Below are 17,400 nucleotides of genomic sequence, written 5' to 3'. Positions count from 1 at the left end.
TTGAACCGTAATCACTGGCATAAACACTCCGAAATCAGTGGCATATTTCAAACCGTTATATCCAAAAACCAATAACTTCAGTCCTTCACAGAAGTAAATACCCAATTTTACAATAAAAAAACACAACTATTCAATGAAGTACATACTACAGCTTTTACTACTCACCTCAGCCTTTTCGGCCTTCTCTCAAAAGTCTTCATTCGAAATTCAGATCTCACAAGGGGGCCAAACCTATGAAATCGCTGATTCGGATGAGGCGCTGGTTTTAGAGCCTGAGCAATTTGTGATTCATATGGAGTTTAACAAAACAGAAGGCATCTATGTAAGTGCCTCTTTGACTGATAAAAGTTATAACAAGCCTCCTGAAAGCGAATGGCTTTACATTGATATGAAAGTAATGTCAGAAGAAGACTTTAATGAAGAAAAGGACATCATTATCAGTAACGACTACTTTTGCTACTGGAGCCCCAACAAGGGACAGGACTGGCACAGGCTGGATAAACCGATAAAGACCAAAGGAAAAAAGACCTATGCAACTTATACCGTGGAAAAGCTATACACCGAAGACAAAGTGCATGTACCATTAACTGAGGTTGATGGCCCCTTATACCTGCTGTTCTTCTCTATAGACGACAATACGAATAAAGACATTGAACGAAGACGCGTAAAGATACAGTTTGCTCAAAGTAATTAGGAGCAACGTCATCAGTTTTCATATCCATTCTCGCAGTATACCTCTCGACAGACATTACTGCTATAAAATATGGTGTATAGAAAGTGCCTGTCAGGAGACATGCACTAGCTTGAGTACAAATAAATTGAGGTATATTTCCCTGGTTAGCCAAACCTATGATTAGTGGACAAATCAAAAAGCACTTGCTTTTACAAGCATCAATTTATGTGTCGGTCGAAACGTCGTCCCATTCATCAGCATAATATGTAACCCAGTTAATGGCGTAATGTCTTTCCATAACAATACTTAAGCTTAAGCCAACAGGCATTGGTTGACCATTTAAATCTGCATTTTTTGTTGCCCAATGAAGTCTGTATGTCAAATCTGAAATATCAAGTATTTCTGTTGTGGGTCTAAGTGTCGCATTATCAATAAATTCACTGGGGTCGCTTAGAAACCCGGGAAGTCTTGATACAATCTCACTGATTTCCGCCTGATGAGTTGGCAGTTCCAATTTGTCTACTTTATTTATAACCCACTGAAGTAGCCAAACCGCTTCTGATCGCCAGGAAATGTTTATGGCCTCCTGATCAGAAAGTTGATCCTTTTTAAAAAGCTCCTTTTCGTCTGGAGATACCTTCTCCCATAAAGCGTGACTTTCTAAAAATTTGATGACTTTGTCACGCTCTTCCGGAACTTCTGAAACATAGTTTAGATAAGTCAGAACTAATATTCGCTCCCCAATTTCTTTTGCCGTTCTAATTTTGACTTCACTTTCTTCCTCAATAAATGGTAAATGTTCAATGTAGGGTATATTCAACTTCTTCAACAGTTTTTCACTCTCCTTTTTCCTCTGTTCAGCTGTTTTCGGCCCATTATTCTGCTTTTTTATAAAATCAAATATGCCCATGGTATAGTTATGTATTAAAGTTGTTGTTGCATGTAAAACTATGAATTAACAAAACACTGACGTAAGGTTCCATAATTTCCTCAAATTGACTGACCATCGTAAACTTTAGTTCTTTAACTCCTGATATCTATATATATCATAAAGCTTTTGATTATAGGGGTAGTCCCAGCACCCCATTCTATGGTACAGGTTTCCTCCGAACCCTTTTTTATAAACATGCACTCCACGTAATGGGTGTGTCTGATTTAAGTTAGGAGCCGAACCAAACATATCATACTCCGTGCACCCCCAATCTTTGGCCAGGCGTATTGATTCCCACTGAAGAGCATAACTGGCCATCAGGTTATTTTTACAGTTTGCTGATGCACCATATAAATAGGTTCCCCGTTCCTTAGATAGAACCAAAAACATGGAAGAAAGAAATTTTCCATCAGCATTGGCCATCAGCATTTTTACATTAACTCCCTTAGTATTGTTATCCTGATTGGACAGAATAGAGTCAAAGTACTCCATACTTTGCAAAGGCATATTATGTCGAATAGCGGTTTCCAAGTATAGTTTATACCAATCTGCGATATACTCACGGCCATACTCCTGAACGGTGATTCCTTTGCTAATAGCTTTTTTCACATTGTACCTTGTATTATACCTCATGTTGCCCAGCAACTCCTGCTCCTCAAGAGTCAGGTCAAGAAAGAAGGTATTCTTAGGCAAAACATCACTTACACTTTTCTTTAAGTTCCAATTATCAGTTTTGAAGTTAACTCTATACTCCTGGGTTTGGCTTGAAGGTGCTCCCAACCAATTGCCCGATTCATCAAAATAATCTTTTTCAGCCGCCCATTGATTTTTCCACATTAAATCGTAGCGAATAAACATACAATTTGATGGCAGGTGTGGCCTGATAGATTCTGATACCTGTTCAAGAAATAATCCCTGATTTTCAAATGAAGGCTCCAGTTTTGGCCCATATGGAACATAGGCAAAGCAATGGTGCTTATCAATGCATTTTATAAGGACCAATAGGTCATCCTCAATTTTAACCTGAGTATCTGAAGTATGTATCAACACATCCTTTGAAACCGTTAATTCAAATCCCTTGGCAGTAAACCCTTGATTGCTTTTGACACGACCCCAGAAAGGGGTTTGAGGTAAGATGTTTGTTGCTTTAAGTTCTTCAATTCCTTTCTTCTCCAGTTTACAAATCATCGTGCAAAACTAAAAAATGATGGTTCAATATGAAATCCGTTCAAGGTTGGCTGCTAATTGTGGCTCAATGTGGTAATGTTGAGTGTAATGGCCTCGTATAACCAGGGTCTGCTTCACTGGGTAAAAAAGCGTTCGTATTCCAATGTTAGAAGTTGAGTTGAGCGATATGGCACTGCTGCTGTATCCGAAAGATTCATGATAACTTCAGGTATTTGATCTGCTTTAATTGAATCAGGTTCAACACCTGTAAAGTAGTAAGCATACGCTTTATCCTTATCCGCTCCAAGAATAACCAGGTTGCTTTGCTGGTCTCGTGAATAATAGTTTACAAAAGTAGTTCCCTTTTCAACCAGTCTCATTACTCCTGTTGCCCGACGCTCGGTATCCACACATCCATGCTCATGAATCGAAAAAGTAAGTTCATTGGGAAATTGCAGTTGGTTATTATGAGGGATCCCAAACTTGATATCAGTTGAATAACAATCGGGTGCGCCACAATCAAATGCATGTAAATCGAAACGAAGATCAAAAACCAGCTCTCCTCCTGAAACTGAAATCAGATTTCTTATGTAGAACTCCTCCAGCATGCTCCCCTTTAAAAAATTATCTGGTTTTAATTTCAAAAGCACTGAGCGAAGGGAATCCTGATAAGCTTCCCAGTCCAGGGACTCTGAAGTCGAATCACTCACCATTGCCTTCAGGTCTTGTTGAACCACGGGTTCATTCTGAGTACTTTCAGAATTAATGGAGCAAGCCATTAACATTAAAATGTTAAGAAGGAAAATTAAGGGCTTAAAATTCATGTTCAGGTTCTAACAAGTTATGGTGGTTTTTTAAGTTTCGGCTATTCCTCCGATATCAATTATTTTATTGTTTTCAAGCCGTATTTCAATACCGTGTTCTGTATCTAGTTTATAACGAATCGGTATTTGAATATTTCCATGCCTCAATATCCTGATGTAGTTGACATCTTGAATATTTTCAAAATGCTTGTCTTTTGAATCAATATTTAGCGGCTCTTCTCCTGACTTATGTGCATTTTCATAGTAGTGGGCGTATAATTTTAGATACCTCTCAAAAGTCTTTTCTTTTATTTCATCAACAACTTCATCCAGGTCAGCTAAGAACGCTGTATATGTCTTTTCAAAGTTGTCGAGCTCATCATGGGTGGGGACTGTTTCCACCTCCTCCCCTTCATCATCGTATTCGCTCCCTAGAAATATCGTGATAGGCTTACTACTGAAGTGTTTTGAATAAAACACTATTTCGGCGGAAAATCCGGCCCAATCTTCTTCAATACTTCCCCAGTATTTATGCTTATTCATAATTGTTTTTAATGAAACACAAATTCTCTTTCTAAACAGTATGAAATGCCTCGCACAAATCAGGATCCTTTCCGTATTTCCTGTGCAAGGTTATCCCTTAAAAGTCCCACCTGAATAGTCCTTTCTCTTTCATAGTTACACCAAGTCTATTGTAAAAGTCGATGGCTTTGATATTATCGGTTTCTACTTCCCAGCGAATCATATTGATGGCTTTATCACTACAAATTTCTTTTGCTCGCTGCATTAAATTTAAACCCACTTTATGTTTTCGGTACTCTTCCCAAACGAATAAATCGTCCAGGTTCATGTATTCACTCCCATTCCAAATAGAATAGTTCCAGGTGTAAGAAAGATAGCCAGCTACTTCATCATTAAATTCAGCTATTAAAGCTCCAAACTTTGGGTTCTCATTAAATCCGGCACTTAGCATTTTTTGCTTATCCGTAATCACAAATTCTTCATGATCGTGAAACTTGGCGATTCCCATAATCATGTTATACAATATATCTACGTCGCCTTTTGTTGCTTCTCGTATTTTTATCATTTTTTAGTTTATATGCTTGCAGCTAAAATTCTTACTTAAACAGACATACCGGCTAGCACCACCATGCGTTTTAGCTATGGTTGTACATTAGTTATTTTTTGAATCCTGGAGTCAATATCAGCTAATTGCTGAGTCCAGTGATCAACAGCTTTTCCAATTTCAATCTTTCTATTCTTCTTTGATCCGGTTTTTAAACTATCAGGTATTACCCAGAGAAATTCACTGTTTTTGTTCCAATCTTTCTGAATTTCACTTTCCGTTTTGGGTTCTACTCTAGATGCCCAAAAATTGCGATGCTTAAGAAATTTCTCTCTTTTTTCTCTTAGAAATAAGATCAGTGCTTGTTTGTCTTTTGGTATGTAACCAGGGCCGGTACATCCACACGAATGAAATGTAACCCCTATTTTATACAAATCTTTTACATGATTCCATGCCTTGATGTCCTTTTTACTCGGAACCTCAAAGTCTAACCCCATGTCTGCCATCAAATTACCGCACTCCGGGCACTTTGCGTCATAAGATTCGCTTTGTTTATTGATCCCTCCTTCAATATCCTTAAGAAGCCTACGCTTAAAAGCCTTCCTACAATCAAAACATGCATAATGAGGTTTATATGTAATCATTGCATATCTGCACATCATCCGATCTAATGAGTAATCAACTTGATTAAGATAAGTGAAAATAAAACTGAATCAATCTCTCTATTTCAAACATTTCATTCATGCCTCTAGAGGCTGCACGGGTGTTTAGTATAATAAATTCTGAGTGTTCAGTTCTTCGATTACCATTTCCTGAAGGGTTTTTAATTCTTTGTTGTAATTAACGTTTTCCTCTTCACCTCTTTTGAGCTCCGATAATACCTCAAAAACAAAATTGTCCTCCCCATATTCATTCCAATCACTTTGAAAAGCTTTGTTTCTATGATTCCCTAATTTGAGTTCCATCCTATGCCTATTCCATTTGGACTCCATATCAACACTATTGTCAATTAGAACTTTATCATTACTTAAGTTTTTTATTTGAAATACTCCCATGGGGAATTTCATTTGTTTGTACTCCTCTTTAAGCTCTTTTTTAGTTTTCATATGATATAAACTCTAATTGTTCCATTATTTCTCTATAAGCAACCTGTAACACTATGCTACCAGCCTTGGAATTTGTCTGCTAAAGTTAAAGACTACACTTATAACTTTATCAATATATTATTATCAACTCGGTTTATTTAATGTGAGCGGTCTACTCGTTCCTTATAATCTATATGCTAAGGTAGGAAGATCAACGCATACCGTGATTAAATCTCACAATTGCATGTGAATGTTAATTTACTGTTGAAACTTAAGCGTATTTAACATTCATACTTTTTACCAACTAAATCTATAGTTAATAATTGTATTAATAGCTTACTCGATAAAGAAATTTTTAATAATCAGTAAAATTTTATTTTTACTTCAATCAGGTGCTTTGGCTCAAACTATGGCCTTGGCAGAAAATGAAACCATAATTGGAAAGGTTGATGCCATTTTTTCTGAGACACTCCGGGAAAAATAGGACAATATGGATTCATGTAGTTTTTCAATGAGGCAACTCAAATATTAGAAGATGAAAAATTCGCAAAAAATCTTTGCATTTGGCTGTTGCCAATAGGCTTCCAAAAGGGGGTAAATCTAAATACTGTTACAGTGGATACCTTAAAGGCTTCAGAACACATGAGAACTATTTTACAATTCAGAAAACTTGTAAAAACACTGTGAAATAGTGATTAAAATCATCAAGAATAGAGTAATTGGTCATCAATTACTTTAATAGCATGTTGTACCTTTATAATATCAAGCAAATGATAAAAGGCTTACTGGAAACAGTAAGGTTAAATACAAAGCCTGATCATGAAATTCTTTCTTATCTACGGATACAGGAAGTTGGAATTGTCAAGACAGTGTTTAATTAGATTCTGAAAGTTTCGACTGGATGATGAAGCCGTAATAACAATAGTTTGACGTTTAATATACTTTACGAAGTATTTTAAATGAGCGGGAAGTTTATCTATAAAAAGATAAGTTTCCCGCTTTTGTTTTTTCAACAAAAACATTTTGGCCACAAAAATGGATGGAGGCAAGACCGGAAAAATACCTATTGTATTTGCTTTGTCAGGAGACATTTTTTCCTTTTTAATACATCGTATTCGGGTTTGATGATTTCTTTGGAATCTGCTGAATAGAGTCCCAATGTTCGCAGATTTTTCCTTTCTCATCAAACCGAAAAAAATCCATTGTTACGTATTGATCATTATCTGGCCAAGTTTGATGGGTATGTACTGCAACCAAATCTCCTTCAGCAATGCACCGTACAAATTCAATGGATTTTTCCGGGTATTCCGCCTGCATTCTTTCAAAGTATTCTATAAAACCCGAAAGCCCATCTGCCACATCCGGATTATGCTGAATATACTCGTCACCCACATACAACTCCACAGCTTTTTTCGGGTTTCCTTCATAAGCCATTTTGTAGAAGGCTATAGCATTTTCTTTATTTTCCCTTAAGTTCATTATTTATCAGGCTTGTTTGCATTGTTGCTAGTGTAACTCTGTGTTCTTTAGACTACCGGAGAGCAATAGTCTAATAGAAATCATAATAAATGCTCCATTCTCCTGTTTTTATGTTTTTGGAAAACATTAAACTACCATTATCGACTACATTAAAATTTGCTTTTTGGTCAGAGGAAATTTGAAACACAAATTCAAAATCATCACCAAAATCCACTCCAGGTTGGCAAAATGAAGGAAACCCTCCAATCTTGTGCTCATACGTATGGCTAATTATACCATAATAGCTTTCAATGGTTCCATTATTTTCCAGTGCTAATATTTCATCTTCCATTTCAAGTGATAATCCCCCACCATCCCATATGGGGTAATCTCTTTCAACATACTCAGGCTTTAAAGGAAATGGCTTTAGCCATGAGTTCTCATTAGTAATTTCTTTTACTTCAATATCATTTAAATCATGATATTCTCTTATTAACCAGTTTTCACCCATAGGCTCAAATTCCTCAGGAAAATCTTTTGAGAGAAAAACAGTTAACAGTTTGGTATTTGCTAATGCCGAACTAACAAAGGGTAAATCCACCAAACACAACTGGGCAATTGGTATCATTAAATCACCATTTTTGTCGGTAGGTATTCTTTCCCCGCGCCCAAAAGCAAAAACTTTTCCAATCCAACTTTCTGTAATAGTATTCTCCGGCCTAAATCCACCAGTCAAAAACCTGGTAGCAGGCTTAGCTATTTTCCTTTGTATTTCTTCTATGTTCATTTTTTATAATTGCCAAAATATCCGATAAACGTATGTAATGGGAGTTAATTAATTATTTCCTTTCTAATCAAAGTGGACATCCAACCTACCAAACCTTTACGATTTTTAAACGGGGATGTAAGCATTGAACTTTACACAAGTTACTTTTATTCAGTAATCAATTTGTCAATCAAATCCATGTCTTTAAGCATTCCCCATTTCATTCGAGCTATCATTGGGTAGCTGTAGGCCATGCCTTCTAAATCAATTGTTGTTAATCCAATACAATTGTCTTCCTGGTCAAAATAGGTCAGGTAGTAATGAATTTCAGGGGTTCCAAGTTCTCCCCATCGATAACTCGTACTATCATTCAAAAACTTAAGCAGTTTGGCTAACCCTTTTCCTTTTATTATTTCTGATTTTTTCCAAAAGTCATTCTTAGTGAGCTTAGCATATTTCACATCTTTACCCGGAAAATAAATATTCTTTTCATCTTCTACTTTACAAAGAGAATCATATTCCATTTTCAACGGTGTTTCTACAAAATAGCTATTATTCTCCGCTATCTGATTTTTGATTTCTTCCAGGCTTGGCTGTGTAAAAAGAAATATTCCGACTAGAATGATCAATACCAGTGCTATCAGGGTAAAATATTTTGTCAGTTTCGTTTTCATAATTAACACACTACGAACCATGGTTAAGACGGCCTGGGCTATTAAAGTGACACCCAATCACATATTGAAGCTACAAAAAAAAGTGATTCCATAGGCTTCGTCTACTTGATGGCTATACGCTCTTGGACCTTATGGTTAAGTACTCTTTAATAGATAATAAGGAGTCATGAAACCTTCACAGGTATACTTAACCTTATTTCTGATATTCAATTTTGGTGATACGCCACGAAAACTGAGTCGCAGCTGTCTGTACAATGGCCACATCACCCACCTCTTTATTGAGCAGAGCCTGTGCCATGGGAGAGTCCATCGAGATATAATCTTTAGCTCCTATAAGTTCTTCATAACCCACAATGCGCAAGCGCTTTTTCAAGCCTTTATCATTTTCAATTTCTACCCAGGCTCCAAACATCACTTTACCTTCTTGGTGAGGGTGATAGTGTACCACTTTAAAATTGTCGATGCATTTGCGCAAATACAGAACGCGCCTGTCGATTTCACGCAGCCGTTTTTTATTATAATGGTAATCCGCATTTTCAGACCGATCGCCGAGGCTGGCAGCCCACGAAACTTTTTTTGTAGTTTCCGGTCGCTCTACTCGCCAAAGATGATCTAACTCAGCCTTTAGCTTTTCTAATCCTTCCGGGGTAATCAGCATTGATCTCTTCATAGTCTGTTAAGCTTTTGCATTGAGATACAAGAGAAATGAAAATCATGCAATTATCCAAGATTCATACAGAGTTGTGAGGGGCATTCTTGTCTTTTACGAAATTTTTCCCAGGCCTGTGGCTCACAGAACTAAATACATAACAAACAAAAAAGTTGATCACTTTTCTGCAATCGGCTTCGTCGTAGTGGGAGGAGGCGAATTCTCAAAACCTTATTTAGCTACATTCTAGGTTTTTAAAAAGTTGGCAGTGTGAAATTCATATTTCTTAATTCTGTTTCCTCCCTTTATTTCAATTTTATCAAGTAATGAAATCCATTTTGTTTTTTTCCTGTCTGCCAGTCTTTAAGTATTTCAAACCCACCTAAGCCCACATCTTTCACCAGGCTAACTCCGGCTATACCCAGTGCGATGGGTGTAAGAGGTGCACCAAAAAGCGATAAGACAATACTAGCACCGCCGAGTAGTAGCCCAGTAGTTTTGAGGTGGGATTTCCAAGCTGCCTTGGTGGGTTCAAGCGCTTTATTGACCTCAGGAATTAGTTTATGAAACACTTCATCATCAAATTCCTTCGTCCAGGGCTGACAGTTAATTTCTCGCGCCATCTTGCCCAATCTATCTCTGAGAACATTCAACTCGCCCTTATATTTTTCTCTATGTTTCAGGATATCATCAATATTCATTTCTTGAGGTATTGGTTCAAATTGAAAATCGGACAATGTTTGAACAGCCATTGATGCATGGGCATGTGACTGCTGAGCATGTCGGTCAAGAATAATATCCCGTATTTGAGGAATTTTTTTTGATTGCTCGATTTTGTAGTTTAGAATTTGACTATGGACTGGGTCATCAGTGATAGGTACGGCTGAGGTATGTAGCAAGCTTCCAACTAAGGCATGGTTCATCATAATCGCCTCTCCAACCGCAAAGGGCATATCTGCATACCGGTATTCTCTAACACCTTCTTGAACTTCCCGATATTCATCATAGACCGGGATTGTTCCATCAAAAGTTTCTCCATAAGAACCTTCAACACTGGACATCAAATTGCGCATGGATTGATCCACTGGTTGATAATCAGGAAGATCCCTAAGTTCTTTTGGAATTTTAGCTATAGCCAATGTCCATTTACCCAGGGAATAATGATCACATATTTCCCTAAATCCCTGATCTTTAAGATCTTGTTCAATAGAATATTGAATTAAATTTTCATATTTATGCAGAACATCTTCAGGGCTAATTCTTTCTATTATTCCCTCTGACTCAAGTGTTCTTACATCACGCTCATAATCCGGTTGACCGATTCCGCTCCAGTTGGCTTTGGAGGGATCTAGAATGTACAATTTATCAAAATAAAGCGCAGCAACTTTTAATAATTGTAATTGCTCTTTTCCAAAATTGGCATAGGGGTAATAGTATATTGACAAAGGTTCCATTATTTCTTTCAATTGGGTTCCCATTTACCTTTCACAATGGTCGCTTCATCTTCGCCGGGCCAAGGAGGCATAGTAATACCTATTGCTATTAGAGGTTCACCTCCTTTGGACCGGAACTGAAAGTGTGTCCCGGTAGGTATTGTAATGCACACTCCTTCCCCAATATTGACCGTTTCCTCGTAATCCCCCTGCATTCTCCACATTTCCCCATGTCCGGAAAGAAAATACCATATCTCTTCAATGGTCTTGTGGGTTACAGCTTTAGATACCTGATTAGGTGCTAATTTAAAATGTGCCATTCCTCCGCGAGTCAAACCGAGCAATAAACGTACTTCTGATCCATCAGGAGCGATTGCATCTGCCTTTAAGGGCAGTTGTTTGGTGTTAAACTTTTGCATGGTTAAATTTTTAGTGTTATGTGGCCAATATTTCATTCAACCTTCGTTCAAATTCTTCTGCCTTAATTTTTCTTTGCTTATACTGTGTATAGAGATCCTGTATTTTCCCAAACTTCTTCTTCCAGGTCTCATCTTCCAGAGCAGCCACTGCCGCATCCAGCAATTTCTCCTGAACAGTATCCAGGATCTTTTCAAAAACATTTTTAAATATTTCCCTTACTGATCTGACCTTCAACCAGATTACTATCAGAATTAAAATAAACGAACCTCCTATTACACTGATGGTGATCGTAGTTTCATTCGCATCCTGAAGGTTATCCTGGCAGTTTCTGTAACTATTTTGATAAGCTTCAGCATTTTCCAACTCACTGTTAAGCTGGCCGACTTGACTGACCAAGTTATTCTTATCATCAAGGCAGCTCTGAAAACAGTTCATCAGTGCATCATCTGCTCTAAGTATGGCATATTGCAACCTTGAATAGCGCCCTATATAGGGGTTACTTCGGTTGACTATCTCATTCCTTAAAGCGAGCTTAGCTTCATTACATTGGCCTGCTGTAATAGTTCTTAGAGCATTGATGTCATTTACAACCTGCTGTGGAATTTGTGGTTGTAGCGTCATTATATTTTGAGGAGTGTTAACCTGCCCTACTACTGATAAACTGATCAATAAAAATAGGGCGATGAAATAATTGGTTGGTTTCATGTTAGACCGGTTTGTTTATTCACAATGGTTTACTATTTACATGTATGCCACAAGCAGACGTTTTCGCCAGGTTCTGTAACACTTTTACCATCAATTTCTCACTCTGAAGGACTGAATCTAACTGTTTTCGCTCCTGTATAATATGATATTCTAAGCGTCTGCCAACATTGGCATTGTTGCGTTATTTGCCTCTACTTTTTATTTGTTTAACAGCATGTACTAACCCTTTGTTAATATAGGCAGTTGCTAAGTTCCTCAGATTAATCAATAATAACAGGTACAATGTCCTAGTCATACCCTTGAAATGATGTCTGGGATTACTGATTCGCTCCTGGACTTAGCTTATCAAATTCTCTATGGTCTTTTGCTATGATTTTATTTCCTTTTGTTTAGCTCTTCAAAACTGTGATCCTTTACTTTTTGACATTTTGCATAGAACCAATGAATTACTGATTGAACTTAGAGAGTAACTCACTGCTTTTTTATATAATCAAAGCCTGATCAGAAAAGGTGAGGCCAATCATGCCAACCTGGTTGAAAAGAAAAAACAGGCAGAGCAAATGGCCATAATGCAAACCGCATCTGGTACATTGATTACCCTATTCCTGATTATTTTTGGGGGTTAAAAGAATTCAAAAAGTAAGCAAAGAGTGTGAGGCTTATAAGATCAAAATTGATCATAACTAGAAAATGGCAATAGAATCAAAAGAAGAAATGATGGAAAAAGTTTTTTATAAAGCTTCAGTCATAATGAAACATTCACGGGTTAGTCTGTATATGCTCCCATTTGCTCAACATATTTGCCAATTTTCTTGATGAAGGGCTTAATGTTTTCCAGCTCTTCTTTATACTTTTTAGCATCTTTTTGGTAAAGTTTAGCCTGCCTCTTCAAATCTTGTATTTCTATTTGCGCCCGCTCTATTACTTCAAGAGCTTTTTTAGATATAGCGGAGGGATTATCGGCCGCCAATTCCTTAAATTCTGCAATCTGAACCTCTAAAGAATCTGTACTACCTTGTTGTTTAAGTTCCTTAGATGAATAGAACAACTCATTGATGGAAACTCCAAATATATGAGCCAAAACCGGCACATAGTTGACTGGTATTTTACGCTTTCCATTTTCATAACGGGAAATCGCGTGTCGGTCACATGTTTCTCCTGTTAATTCTTCAATCTTCTTCCCAAGATCGGCCTGAGACAAATTGTTTAAAAGCCGAAAATGCAAAACTTTTTCGCTAAGTGTTGTTTTTTTGATCACAATTTTAATACATTTGAAATGTGAGATCAAAAGTGATCTCTCGCTATTAAGTTATCTGCTTAAAAAGAAGCAAATCAAATATATATAATAAAAACCAATTGCTATGTACCGTTCATTAAAACCCCCAACATTAGAGATAGGTAAGGCAACACCCCATTTAAAGTCTGTAAGAAAGGCTTTTGATAGAACACCGATCTGCTGGCTTGCTCAGGAAGATTTAGAAGACTTTTTTTCAGTAAATAGAATAAATCACGAATAGGCTTTTTATGTGTTTAATGGAAAGATAGTTTTTATCGCTGATAAGCAAGAAAAAACTGTTACCACTATTCATTTCGATCAAAAAGTGGGACTTAAATCTCCTAATTGTCGACTTGAAGAAGGACCTGAAAGCACACTGCATAACAGCAAGCCGACCCAGTACCTTTAAAAGAAAATTATCCAAAGTTAAGCTACGCTAACACGCACCTTGGGGATACCCATGACCATTTGGAGGTTTTTGCAGTTAGAAGATCTGATTGCCTCTAAGGAAAGCAGAACACAGGAGGAACTGGCCGGCAAACTGGAAATGAACACTGAATTAGCAACATTATACAGAAGCTTTGGCAGAGATGAAAGGTTGTAAAATCAAATACGACTGACTATGAGTGTACGAGCTTCGTGTTTTACCCCAATGAGGTAGGTTTAGGTTGGTAGTTGTCAAGGGGAGGCGTAAGTGCCTCCCTGAGATACCTGCCTAAACATCAAGAACTATGGAAAATTCAAAAGCTACATGGGAAGATTCTCATGAGAAATATAGCCGACTATTAGAAGGACTGAATGAACTAATAAAAAACACGACCAGGCTAGCTACTAGATATGAAGATATAAACGTGACGTTCGCGCACCTGATCTATGAAAACGGATTAGCCGAAACCATAGAGAAGAGTAAGATGCTAAAAGAATATGAAAGAGAGTTTCAGTTCATGAATTACTCTTTAAAAGGTCAGGCCATGCGAATAAAACACTTACAAGAATTGATAAGACTTATACGAATTAAAGACCCATTAAATTGCCCTGATAATTGAACACATATGATAAGGATATTTCAAGACAATAAGGCCGCAAACGAATTTTTTATCAGAAATCATTCGAAAGTGGTTTTTTATGACACTAAACAAGAGATAATTAGGGATAGTACTCGCCTTGAACTTTTTTTAAAGAGGGACTCCTTAATCGAGTACTATTCTGACTCGGAGACTTATGAGTTCATACTGAAAAGTTATCGAAACCTGTTATTGAGCGTTCCGTGGCCGTTAAGGCATGATGTTTTTTTTGGTTATACATCAAAGAGTTTAGCATTCAGCAAATGCCCCTAAAGGAATTCAAGGCAACCTAAATAATCTCAGCGTTGAGATTGAAAGAAAGTATTTGTTAGAGCCTATCAGAATAAAAACATTCGAAGCGAGAAGACTGGAAAAAGGAAACAATAAATATCAACTCTGGGACTTTTTAATTACTGCCTTAGCCATTTCTATTGGTGCTTCATTTTGGTTTGACCTCTCAGATGAACTCATACAGTTACGAGAAGCGGTTTCTCAGCAAGCCGCAAAGCGGGAGGTAATTAAAAATGCGAAAGTATGACCAAAGCTACCGTCACATGTAATCTGTTGATTAGGGGGGAGCCTAGTGTAAAAGCAAATAGGTTGGGGGTCTATCAATCGGGAGATGAGATTAATATTACAGATGTAGTGTTAGGTCTGTCAAAGCAAGATTACTACGAGGGTGTCCCGTCTTGGTACTTGCTTGCCAATGGTACTTATGTCTGGAGTGGTGGGGTAAGTATGGATGTTGAAGAGAAAGTCTTTATTAAGAAGCTAGAACTTGATAGCGAAGTGGCTAAAGATGATAATGCTATTGACCTCGTAAAACTGCTAAACTTTCCATCCATTCCAGATGGGACTGGGAAGGGGGTCAGGGTCGCAGTACTTGATAGTGGAATAATGGACATTGCCGGAATCAAGGTAAACAGACAGTATAGCAAAGACTTTATTAATAAGGGCAAAATCCATGCTCATGGTACTTGGGTTGCGGGGATCATTGGGGCCAACTCCAAAGTAATAACTGGTTTAGCGAAAGAAGCTGAAATACTAGATTTAAGAGTAGTGAATAGCTATGGCAGTACAAAAGACAGAAGGTTATTAGATGCCCTTGATTACCTTATAAAACTTAACGATGTGGAAGGTGAGAAGTGTCATATAGTGAATATGAGCTTGGACATCTTATCAGGTACCGTTGAATACATAAAACCAAAAATCAAAGCATTACAGGATAAAGGGACTTTGGTCGTGGCAGCGGGGGTTAACAGCTATGGTGATATGACAGAAATTTCAAAAAGCGGAAAACTGATATGCGTAGGGGTTTATAGTAAGGGTAATTTCGAAAGCGTGAAAAAAAACGGATTTGCTCCTTCTATTTCCTGTTCATTTCAAAATAATAAAATACCGTCTGTAAATACTCAGGCTGGGAACTCCTTAGGTGATAGTAGTGGCTACACAGCACTTATAAGTGGCTATATCGCAAGAATGCTTTCATCTGGGGTTAAACCTGAGAAGGTTCAAGCCAATCTAAAAAAAAATCTTCGTTCAATTTCATCGGAAAAGAAATCAACTCCATACAAACCATATAAATCCTAGTTGTCATGAAGGTTTCTGGAGTTAAAAGAAAAAATGATCGGAAAAGGTTTTTCATAAGCTTCAGTCATAATGAAACATTCATGGGTTAGTTAGTCTGTATGTACCTCAATTTGCGCAACATATTTGCCAATTTTCTTGATGAAGGGCTTAATTTTTTCCAGCTCCTCTTTATACTTTTTAGTATCTTTTTGGTAAAGTTTAGCCTGACCCTTCAAATCTTGTATCTCTTTTTGCGCCCGTTCTATTACTTCAAGAGCTTTTTTCGATATCGCAGAGGAGTGACCGGCAACCAATTCCTTAAACTCTGCAACCTGAACCTCCAGAGAGCCTGAACTACCTTGTTGTTTAAGTTCCTTAGATGAATAGAACAACTCATTGATGGAAACTCCAAATATATAAGCCAAAACCGGCACGTAGTTGACTGGTATTTTACGCTTTCCATTTTCATAACGGGAAATCGCGTGTCGATCACATGTTTCTCCTGTTAATTCCTCGATTTTCTTCCCAAGATCGGCCTGAGACAAATTGTTTAAAAGCCGAAAATGCATAACTTTTTTATTGATTGTTGTTGTTTTAAACATTAAATGCATACATTTTAAATGAGGGATCAAAAGTGATCATTCGGTTTTGGATTATTTGCTAACGAAAGCAGCAAACCAAATATATATAATTAAAGTCAATTGCCATGTACCGTTCATTAAACCTCCAACACTAGAGATGGGTAACCCCCATTTAAAGTCTGTAAGAAAGGCTTTTGATCATTTGGCTACTGGCTTGCTCAGGAAGATTTAGAGGACTTTTTTGCAGAAAATAGAATAAACCACCAACACCCAAGATTGAACAACCTATCGCTACAATCTAATCAAAATAGCATATCCTTACTTGCCCTAAATTGACCTCTTTTTCACCTGTTTTAACTAGCGAAGAGCCTTCTTCACGGGATCTATGACCTGTCCGCAACATGAGGCACCGGAACGCTATACCACTCACCAAAAACAGAACGATGGACTATAAGACGTAAAAAAAGAAACTCGCTTAGCAGAAGTGGACGAAAATAAAGCGCTTAAAATGACCAAAGTGAAAAACACATTGGCACCTATCTTACTGAAATAGGGAAAGAAAGCCATTAAATGATGAAAATACCGGTCTATACCAAAGAGCTCACCACATAACCATAACTAAAAAGCCATCGGTTAAACCTTCATAACCTTAAATATTCTTACTTTTATTTCTCTTCCAAGTATTTTTTACCTAATGGGCTTTGAAATAATTCCCTGATTTTGCTCATTCTGTAATGGTCGCCTTCGTGTTTCTTGATTTTGCGACGGCTCTCAACAACAGTACCTATAAGGGCAATAACCAGACAAACTATAGCTATACCAACCGACTTAAAAATGGTTATGCGTTCACTATCTAGTTTTGCCTGCTTCACCTCACGGTGATAGGATTCTACTTCTTTATCAAGTAAAATTTGTAACTGATTATATTGGAGATCCTTAATAAAACTCTCCTTTAATGTTTGTTGTCGCTGACGTATATCATTTACCCTAAACACATCCTCAATATTTAAACTTACATTATTAGCAGCCAGTGCACGTTGAGATTTAGAAAGGAGATCCAGGGTATTATCAAGGTACTCA

The 17,400-nt window shown here is 37.3% G+C and carries 22 protein-coding genes; 5 read left to right on the top strand and 17 right to left on the bottom strand.

Annotated elements, in window-relative coordinates:
• Window positions 1-133 precede the first annotated feature (133 nt).
• Window positions 134-694, top strand: a complete 561-nt coding sequence (locus tag JMN32_RS08725) for a hypothetical protein (RefSeq protein WP_202855938.1) — start codon at window positions 134-136, stop codon at window positions 692-694.
• Window positions 695-896: 202 nt separating this feature from the next.
• On the opposite strand, the gene JMN32_RS08720 is transcribed toward JMN32_RS08725, so the two are convergent.
• The 15 genes from JMN32_RS08720 to JMN32_RS08650 form a co-directional block, all read right to left on the bottom strand.
• Window positions 897-1,583: a DUF4272 domain-containing protein gene (locus JMN32_RS08720; RefSeq protein ID WP_202855937.1), complete on the bottom strand. Its 687-nt coding sequence runs from the start codon at window positions 1,581-1,583 to the stop codon at window positions 897-899.
• Between the two features lie 105 nt (window positions 1,584-1,688).
• Window positions 1,689-2,792, bottom strand: coding sequence for a lipid II:glycine glycyltransferase FemX (locus JMN32_RS08715; RefSeq protein WP_202855936.1), 1,104 nt, complete (start codon window positions 2,790-2,792; stop codon window positions 1,689-1,691).
• 113 nt (window positions 2,793-2,905) lie between these two features.
• A complete protein-coding gene (locus tag JMN32_RS08710; RefSeq protein ID WP_202855935.1) occupies window positions 2,906-3,550 on the bottom strand; it encodes a hypothetical protein in 645 nt (214 codons plus the stop codon).
• A 75-nt stretch (window positions 3,551-3,625) separates the two neighbouring features.
• The gene (locus JMN32_RS08705; protein ID WP_202855934.1) at window positions 3,626-4,117 is read right to left on the bottom strand and encodes a DUF6985 domain-containing protein; all 492 of its coding nucleotides are present in this window, start codon (window positions 4,115-4,117) and stop codon (window positions 3,626-3,628) included.
• Between the two features lie 97 nt (window positions 4,118-4,214).
• A complete protein-coding gene (locus tag JMN32_RS08700; RefSeq protein WP_202855933.1) occupies window positions 4,215-4,661 on the bottom strand; it encodes a GNAT family N-acetyltransferase in 447 nt (148 codons plus the stop codon).
• 74 nt (window positions 4,662-4,735) lie between these two features.
• Window positions 4,736-5,284 (bottom strand): hypothetical protein, encoded by a 549-nt coding sequence (locus JMN32_RS08695; protein ID WP_202855932.1) that lies wholly within the window; start codon window positions 5,282-5,284, stop codon window positions 4,736-4,738.
• 123 nt (window positions 5,285-5,407) lie between these two features.
• A complete protein-coding gene (locus JMN32_RS08690; RefSeq protein ID WP_202855931.1) occupies window positions 5,408-5,746 on the bottom strand; it encodes a GIY-YIG nuclease family protein in 339 nt (112 codons plus the stop codon).
• Window positions 5,747-6,826: 1,080 nt separating this feature from the next.
• The gene (locus JMN32_RS08685; RefSeq protein WP_202855930.1) at window positions 6,827-7,204 is read right to left on the bottom strand and encodes a nuclear transport factor 2 family protein; all 378 of its coding nucleotides are present in this window, start codon (window positions 7,202-7,204) and stop codon (window positions 6,827-6,829) included.
• Window positions 7,205-7,274: 70 nt separating this feature from the next.
• On the bottom strand, window positions 7,275-7,970 hold the full coding sequence (locus JMN32_RS08680) for a DUF1963 domain-containing protein (protein ID WP_202855929.1): 696 nt from the start codon (window positions 7,968-7,970) through the stop codon (window positions 7,275-7,277).
• A gap of 146 nt (window positions 7,971-8,116) precedes the next feature.
• The gene (locus JMN32_RS08675) at window positions 8,117-8,623 is read right to left on the bottom strand and encodes a hypothetical protein (protein ID WP_202855928.1); all 507 of its coding nucleotides are present in this window, start codon (window positions 8,621-8,623) and stop codon (window positions 8,117-8,119) included.
• 193 nt (window positions 8,624-8,816) lie between these two features.
• A complete protein-coding gene (gene greB, locus JMN32_RS08670) occupies window positions 8,817-9,293 on the bottom strand; it encodes a transcription elongation factor GreB (RefSeq protein ID WP_202855927.1) in 477 nt (158 codons plus the stop codon).
• Window positions 9,294-9,577: 284 nt separating this feature from the next.
• Window positions 9,578-10,726, bottom strand: a complete 1,149-nt coding sequence (locus JMN32_RS08665; protein ID WP_238354397.1) for a hypothetical protein — start codon at window positions 10,724-10,726, stop codon at window positions 9,578-9,580.
• An 8-nt stretch (window positions 10,727-10,734) separates the two neighbouring features.
• Window positions 10,735-11,124, bottom strand: coding sequence for a cupin domain-containing protein (locus tag JMN32_RS08660; RefSeq protein WP_202855925.1), 390 nt, complete (start codon window positions 11,122-11,124; stop codon window positions 10,735-10,737).
• A gap of 16 nt (window positions 11,125-11,140) precedes the next feature.
• Window positions 11,141-11,830, bottom strand: coding sequence for a hypothetical protein (locus JMN32_RS08655; protein ID WP_202855924.1), 690 nt, complete (start codon window positions 11,828-11,830; stop codon window positions 11,141-11,143).
• A gap of 766 nt (window positions 11,831-12,596) precedes the next feature.
• On the bottom strand, window positions 12,597-13,088 hold the full coding sequence (locus JMN32_RS08650) for a helix-turn-helix transcriptional regulator (RefSeq protein WP_202855923.1): 492 nt from the start codon (window positions 13,086-13,088) through the stop codon (window positions 12,597-12,599).
• 496 nt (window positions 13,089-13,584) lie between these two features.
• On the opposite strand from JMN32_RS08650, the gene JMN32_RS27515 reads away from it, so the two are divergent.
• From JMN32_RS27515 to JMN32_RS08635, 4 genes are all read left to right on the top strand, one after another.
• On the top strand, window positions 13,585-13,710 hold the full coding sequence (locus JMN32_RS27515; RefSeq protein ID WP_262896708.1) for a hypothetical protein: 126 nt from the start codon (window positions 13,585-13,587) through the stop codon (window positions 13,708-13,710).
• A 127-nt stretch (window positions 13,711-13,837) separates the two neighbouring features.
• On the top strand, window positions 13,838-14,152 hold the full coding sequence (locus JMN32_RS08645) for a hypothetical protein (protein WP_202855922.1): 315 nt from the start codon (window positions 13,838-13,840) through the stop codon (window positions 14,150-14,152).
• Window positions 14,153-14,495: 343 nt separating this feature from the next.
• Complete coding sequence (locus JMN32_RS08640) at window positions 14,496-14,708, top strand: hypothetical protein (protein ID WP_202855921.1); 213 nt, start codon at window positions 14,496-14,498, stop codon at window positions 14,706-14,708.
• The gene (locus JMN32_RS08635) at window positions 14,705-15,760 is read left to right on the top strand and encodes a S8 family peptidase (protein ID WP_202855920.1); all 1,056 of its coding nucleotides are present in this window, start codon (window positions 14,705-14,707) and stop codon (window positions 15,758-15,760) included. The genes JMN32_RS08640 and JMN32_RS08635 overlap by 4 nt, the downstream gene beginning before the upstream one ends.
• A gap of 89 nt (window positions 15,761-15,849) precedes the next feature.
• On the opposite strand, the gene JMN32_RS08630 is transcribed toward JMN32_RS08635, so the two are convergent.
• Both JMN32_RS08630 and JMN32_RS08625 read right to left on the bottom strand, forming a co-directional pair.
• A complete protein-coding gene (locus tag JMN32_RS08630; protein WP_202855919.1) occupies window positions 15,850-16,341 on the bottom strand; it encodes a helix-turn-helix transcriptional regulator in 492 nt (163 codons plus the stop codon).
• Between the two features lie 644 nt (window positions 16,342-16,985).
• The coding region (locus tag JMN32_RS08625; RefSeq protein WP_202855918.1) for a hypothetical protein at window positions 16,986-17,400 on the bottom strand (415 nt) is incomplete at its 5' end.

Origin of the sequence: Fulvivirga marina (assembly GCF_016775155.1) — a bacterium.
Lineage (GTDB): Bacteria > Bacteroidota > Bacteroidia > Cytophagales > Cyclobacteriaceae > Fulvivirga > Fulvivirga marina.
The sequence above is the reverse complement of the archived record's forward strand: the minus strand, read 5'-3'. Positions and strand labels throughout refer to the sequence as shown.

What these genes read in the sequence shown, in the direction of transcription:
- JMN32_RS08725 (WP_202855938.1), top strand. Translation starts at nt 134, where the DNA reads ATGAAGTACATACTACAGCTTTTACTACTCACCTCAGCCTTTTCGGCC.
- JMN32_RS08720 (WP_202855937.1), bottom strand. Translation starts at nt 1,583, where the DNA reads ATGGGCATATTTGATTTTATAAAAAAGCAGAATAATGGGCCGAAAACA.
- JMN32_RS08715 (WP_202855936.1), bottom strand. Translation starts at nt 2,792, where the DNA reads ATGATTTGTAAACTGGAGAAGAAAGGAATTGAAGAACTTAAAGCAACA.
- JMN32_RS08710 (WP_202855935.1), bottom strand. Translation starts at nt 3,550, where the DNA reads ATGGCTTGCTCCATTAATTCTGAAAGTACTCAGAATGAACCCGTGGTT.
- JMN32_RS08705 (WP_202855934.1), bottom strand. Translation starts at nt 4,117, where the DNA reads ATGAATAAGCATAAATACTGGGGAAGTATTGAAGAAGATTGGGCCGGA.
- JMN32_RS08700 (WP_202855933.1), bottom strand. Translation starts at nt 4,661, where the DNA reads ATGATAAAAATACGAGAAGCAACAAAAGGCGACGTAGATATATTGTAT.
- JMN32_RS08695 (WP_202855932.1), bottom strand. Translation starts at nt 5,284, where the DNA reads ATGATTACATATAAACCTCATTATGCATGTTTTGATTGTAGGAAGGCT.
- JMN32_RS08690 (WP_202855931.1), bottom strand. Translation starts at nt 5,746, where the DNA reads ATGAAAACTAAAAAAGAGCTTAAAGAGGAGTACAAACAAATGAAATTC.
- JMN32_RS08685 (WP_202855930.1), bottom strand. Translation starts at nt 7,204, where the DNA reads ATGAACTTAAGGGAAAATAAAGAAAATGCTATAGCCTTCTACAAAATG.
- JMN32_RS08680 (WP_202855929.1), bottom strand. Translation starts at nt 7,970, where the DNA reads ATGAACATAGAAGAAATACAAAGGAAAATAGCTAAGCCTGCTACCAGG.
- JMN32_RS08675 (WP_202855928.1), bottom strand. Translation starts at nt 8,623, where the DNA reads ATGAAAACGAAACTGACAAAATATTTTACCCTGATAGCACTGGTATTG.
- greB (WP_202855927.1), bottom strand. Translation starts at nt 9,293, where the DNA reads ATGAAGAGATCAATGCTGATTACCCCGGAAGGATTAGAAAAGCTAAAG.
- JMN32_RS08665 (WP_238354397.1), bottom strand. Translation starts at nt 10,726, where the DNA reads ATGGAACCTTTGTCAATATACTATTACCCCTATGCCAATTTTGGAAAA.
- JMN32_RS08660 (WP_202855925.1), bottom strand. Translation starts at nt 11,124, where the DNA reads ATGCAAAAGTTTAACACCAAACAACTGCCCTTAAAGGCAGATGCAATC.
- JMN32_RS08655 (WP_202855924.1), bottom strand. Translation starts at nt 11,830, where the DNA reads ATGAAACCAACCAATTATTTCATCGCCCTATTTTTATTGATCAGTTTA.
- JMN32_RS08645 (WP_202855922.1), top strand. Translation starts at nt 13,838, where the DNA reads ATGGAAAATTCAAAAGCTACATGGGAAGATTCTCATGAGAAATATAGC.
- JMN32_RS08635 (WP_202855920.1), top strand. Translation starts at nt 14,705, where the DNA reads ATGACCAAAGCTACCGTCACATGTAATCTGTTGATTAGGGGGGAGCCT.
- JMN32_RS08630 (WP_202855919.1), bottom strand. Translation starts at nt 16,341, where the DNA reads ATGTTTAAAACAACAACAATCAATAAAAAAGTTATGCATTTTCGGCTT.